Raw genomic sequence first — 4,718 nt, 5'->3', positions numbered from 1 at the left:
GCAGACAGGCCCAGCGGGCCAGCGCGTAGAGCCAGGCCCGGCGCTCGCCCTCCCCGGGCAGACGGCTGCCGCGCCGGTCGACGACGGCGAGGACGGCACCGACCGCGGACGTCGCCGCGTCCCGGTCGCAGAGCACCGACAGGCTGTAGGTGTACAGCCCGTCGAGGTACGGCCCGCACACCTCGTGCACCTCGTGCACCTCGTGCACCTCCTGCGACCCGGGTAGCTCGGGTGCCTCGGCCGTCCCGGGTGCCTCGAGTGCCTCGGGTGCCTCGGCGGAGTTGGGCCGTGCGCGCTCCTCGCCATGCGCCCGGTGTGCGCCGGTGATGCGGGTGGGGGTCTCCGGCCTGCTGCTCGTCACCCGTGCGACCGTAGGGGTCCATGGACGACCGTTCCCGCCACCTTGAGCACATTTAATCCATTCGGGTGAAACCTTCCCTCGAAAGGGGACGCGACTTTACGTTTCCCCGCCGAGTGGCTGACCGTTCCTGGACGCTTCCTGGCCGTTGACGCCTGTTCGTGCACGGTGGCGGGAGGGACTGTCGGTGCTGCCGGTTACGGTGTGCGCTATGGCTGCCCGCACCAAGTCGACCAAGGACCGTCCGTCCTACCGCTGCACCGAATGCGGCTGGCAGACGGCCAAATGGCTGGGCCGCTGCCCCGAATGCCACGCCTGGGGCACCGTGGAGGAGTACGGCAGCGCCCCCGCGGTCCGCACCACCGCGCCCGGCCGGGTCACCACCTCGGCCGTCCCCATCGGCCAGGTCGACGGCAAGCAGGCCACCGCCCGCACGACCGGCGTTCCCGAGCTGGACCGGGTGCTCGGCGGCGGCCTGGTTCCCGGCGCCGTGGTCCTGCTGGCGGGCGAACCCGGTGTCGGCAAGTCGACGCTGCTGCTGGACGTCGCCGCCAAGTCGGCGAGTTCCGAGCACCGCACGCTCTACGTGACGGGCGAGGAGTCCGCGAGCCAGGTCCGGCTGCGCGCCGACCGCATCCACGCCATCCACGACCACCTCTACCTCGCCGCCGAGACGGACCTGTCCACGGTGCTCGGTCACATCGAGGCCGTCCAGCCGTCCCTGCTGATCCTCGACTCGGTGCAGACGGTCGCCTCGCCGGAGATCGACGGCGCCCCCGGCGGCATGGCGCAGGTCCGCGAGGTGGCGGGCGCGCTGATCCGCGCCTCCAAGGAGCGCGGCATGTCCACGCTGCTGGTCGGTCACGTCACCAAGGACGGCAACATCGCCGGTCCGCGCCTGCTGGAGCACCTGGTGGACGTGGTCCTCAACTTCGAGGGCGACCGGCACGCCAGGCTGCGCCTGGTGCGCGGCGTGAAGAACCGGTACGGCACCACCGACGAGGTCGGCTGTTTCGAACTGCACGACGAGGGCATCACCGGCCTCGCGGACCCCTCCGGCCTCTTCCTCACCCGGCGGGCCGAGCCCGTACCCGGCACCTGCCTCACGGTCACTCTGGAGGGCCGCCGCCCCCTGGTCGCCGAGGTCCAGGCGCTCACCGTCGACACCCAGATCCCCACGCCCCGGCGCACCACCTCGGGCCTGGAGACCTCCCGCGTCTCGATGATGCTGGCCGTGCTGGAGCAGCGCGGCCGGATCAAGGCGCTGGGCAAGCAGGACATCTATTCGGCCACGGTGGGCGGGGTGCGGCTCTCCGAGCCCGCCGCGGACCTGGCCGTCGCGCTGGCCCTGGCGTCCGCGGCCAGCGACACCCCGCTGCCGAAGAACCTGGTGGCGATCGGCGAAGTGGGGCTCGCCGGAGAGGTGAGGAGGGTCACCGGCGTGCAGCGGCGGTTGGCCGAAGCCCATCGCCTCGGATTCACACATGCGCTGGTCCCGGCCGATCCGGGGAAGATTCCTTCCGGGATGAAGGTGCTCGAGGTGGCCGACATCTCGGACGCGCTGAGGGTCCTGCCGCGCTCCCGTCCGCGAGAGGCCCGGCAGGAGAGCGGGGACCGCCGGTAGACTTTGCCCCGGTCTCGCCCGTCCGTGCGAAGTGTGCGCGTCGCGGGAAGCGCCTGATGAATCTGCGACCGGAGGAGAGCAGTGGCAGCCAACGACCGGGCCTCAGCTCCCGGAAAGTCCGGCGGGAGCTCCGGTGCCGACGGGCTGATGCGCGCCTCGCTGAGCGCCGTGGCGCCCGGTACCGCCCTGCGCGACGGCCTGGAGCGGGTGCTGCGCGGCAACACCGGCGGTCTGATCGTGCTCGGCTCCGACAAGACCGTCGAGACGATGGCCACCGGCGGTTTCGTGCTGGACGTCGAGTTCAGCGCGACCCGGCTGCGCGAGCTGTGCAAGCTCGACGGCGGCATCGTGCTCTCGACCGACCTCTCGAAGATCCTGCGGGCGGGCGTGCAGCTGGTGCCCGACCCGACCATCCCCACCGAGGAGACCGGCACCCGGCACCGCACCGCGGACCGGGTCAGCAAGCAGGTCGGCTTCCCCGTGGTCTCCGTCTCCCAGTCGATGCGGCTGATCGCGCTCTACGTGGACGGGCAGCGGCGGGTCCTGGAGGACTCGGCGGCCATCCTGTCCCGGGCCAACCAGGCCCTCGCCACGCTGGAGCGGTACAAGCTCCGCCTGGACGAGGTCGCCGGCACGCTCTCCGCGCTGGAGATCGAGGACCTGGTCACGGTGCGGGACGTCTCGGCGGTCGCGCAGCGGCTGGAGATGGTGCGCCGGATCGCCACCGAGATCGCCGAGTACGTGGTGGAGCTGGGCACCGACGGGCGTCTGCTGGCGCTCCAGCTGGACGAGCTGATCGCCGGCGTCGAGCCGGAGCGTGAGCTGATCGTCCGGGACTACGTGCCGGAGCCGACGCCGAAGCGGTCCCGCTCGGTGGACGAGGCGCTGTCCGAGCTGGACGCGCTCGGGCACACGGAGCTGCTGGACATCGCCACGGTGGCGCGGGCGCTGGGGTACACCGGGTCTCCGGAGGCGCTGGACTCGGCGGTCTCGCCGCGCGGTTTCCGGTTGCTGGCCAAGGTGCCGCGGCTGCCGGGGGCGATCATCGACCGGCTGGTGGAGCACTTCGGGGGGCTGCAGAAGCTGCTGGCCGCCAGCGTCGACGATCTGCAGACCGTCGACGGGGTCGGCGAGGCCCGTGCGCGGAGCGTCCGCGAGGGCCTCTCCCGCCTCGCGGAGTCCTCCATCCTGGAGCGCTACGTCTAGCTCTCGGCTCGAACGCGGGTCCTGGCCGCGCGTCCCGGGCGTCCGCGTCCCGGGCGCCCGTGGCCGGGGCGCCCGCGTCCCGGGCGCCCGTGGGCGGGGCGCCCGCGTCCATGTGCGGGGCGTCCATGTGCGGGGCGCCCGCGTCCGAGGAGGCGGGGCGTGCCCGGTTCCCGCCTCACCCGCCGGAAGCCCGGCACCTCACCCTGCGGGAGCAGGTGGGCGCCGGGCCCAGGGGCTCAGTCGGACTTGAGGGTGAACGTCGCCTGCAGCGGGCTGGATGCCGCCCCGCTCTTGGCCACCACCAGATACGTTCCCGCCCCCGCACTCCCCTTCGGGGCGGCCGCGCACTTGTCCGAGTCGCTCGGCTTGCGGTCCCACTCCACCTCGTAGGTGATGGACCCGCCCTTCGGCACCCGGAACAGCAGCGCGCCGTCCTCCGGGCAGTCCGCCGAGGACCAGTACGTCTCGTCGTCCTCCGCGTTGGCCTTGGTGATCTTCAGGACGGCCGCCCGCGGCCCGAGGTCGATCTTGCAGTCGCCGCCCGACGTGTTGCTCACCGTCAGCCGCAGCACCGGCTTCTCGTCGTCCTCGTAGGTGTTGCGGACACTGCGCAGGCTCAGCCGCACGTCGGTCTTGGAGCAGGTGGCGAGGTCCGTGCCGCTCGGCAGCCTGCTCACCGAGCTGGTCCAGCCGTCCCCGGAGCCGCCGGAGGCCCCGGAGGAACTCCCCGCCCCGCCCGAGCCACCGCCGGAACCGGAGCCGCCGTCGCCCTCGCCCGACCCGGCGCCTTCCGCCGTACCGCCCGACGACCCGCCGGACGACGTGCCGGCGGAGGAGTCACCCGAGCCGCCCGAGCCGGACTCGTCACGCCCGCCGGGGGTGTCGTCGATCGCGGGACCCGAGCCCGAGGGGCCGGGGGTGATCGACGGCGCGGGATTCTTGCCGTCCGGACCGCCCGCGTCGTCGCCGGAACCACCGCGGCCGCCGGTCACCAGCCATGCGGCCAGCCCCGCCAACGCGAGCAGCACGACAAAGAAGACAGCCCTCCGTCGCCAATAGATGGAGGAGGGAAGCGGCCCGACCGGATTGCGCAAAGATCCCACGGCGCAAACTGTACGAGAGATCGGACTCATCGCAGGCGGCACCCGCCGTGCCCACCACAACTTTTCCGGATCATCATCCTGGTAGGCCGTTCCGGCACCCTGAAGCACTGCCAACGGGTGACCGATTGGGCACATCGGGTGACCCCGCGGTCGTGGCAGGATCGATGACGCCATGACCGCACCCACGAAGAACGGGCCGCCCACCCCGCGGAGCACCGCGGAACAGGCCGCCCCCAGCGCCGACGCCGTCCCCCTGCACACCCCCGTGATCGCCTGGTTCGAGGCGAACGCCCGCGACCTGCCCTGGCGGCGCCCCGAAGCGGGCGCCTGGGGAGTGATGGTCAGCGAATTCATGCTCCAGCAGACGCCGGTCAACCGGGTCCTGCCGGTGTACGAGCAGTGGCTGGCCCGCTGGCCGCGCCCCGCC

The 4,718-nt window shown here is 72.6% G+C and carries 3 protein-coding genes and 2 pseudogenes; 3 read left to right on the top strand and 2 right to left on the bottom strand.

Features of this window, described 5'->3' with window-relative positions:
* Positions 1-361 (bottom strand): annotated as a pseudogene (locus tag HW445_RS19035) (hypothetical protein); the annotation flags it as partial.
* A gap of 208 nt (positions 362-569) precedes the next feature.
* Between HW445_RS19035 and radA the strand changes: the two are divergent.
* Entirely contained in the window at positions 570-1,982 is a 1,413-nt protein-coding gene (radA, locus tag HW445_RS19030) for a DNA repair protein RadA (protein ID WP_180222203.1), read from the top strand.
* Positions 1,983-2,063: 81 nt separating this feature from the next.
* A complete protein-coding gene (gene disA, locus HW445_RS19025) occupies positions 2,064-3,188 on the top strand; it encodes a DNA integrity scanning diadenylate cyclase DisA (protein ID WP_180222202.1) in 1,125 nt (374 codons plus the stop codon).
* 236 nt (positions 3,189-3,424) lie between these two features.
* On the opposite strand, the gene HW445_RS19020 is transcribed toward disA, so the two are convergent.
* Complete coding sequence (locus HW445_RS19020) at positions 3,425-4,216, bottom strand: hypothetical protein (RefSeq protein WP_308799474.1); 792 nt, start codon at positions 4,214-4,216, stop codon at positions 3,425-3,427.
* A gap of 247 nt (positions 4,217-4,463) precedes the next feature.
* Here HW445_RS19020 and HW445_RS19015 point away from each other — a divergent pair.
* A pseudogene (locus HW445_RS19015) lies at positions 4,464-4,718 on the top strand (A/G-specific adenine glycosylase); the annotation flags it as partial.

It is taken from the genome of Streptomyces sp. UH6 (assembly GCF_013421635.1).
Taxonomy (GTDB): Bacteria; Actinomycetota; Actinomycetes; order Streptomycetales; family Streptomycetaceae; genus Streptomyces; species Streptomyces abyssomicinicus.
This window is presented reverse-complemented; position numbering and strand designations above follow the sequence as displayed.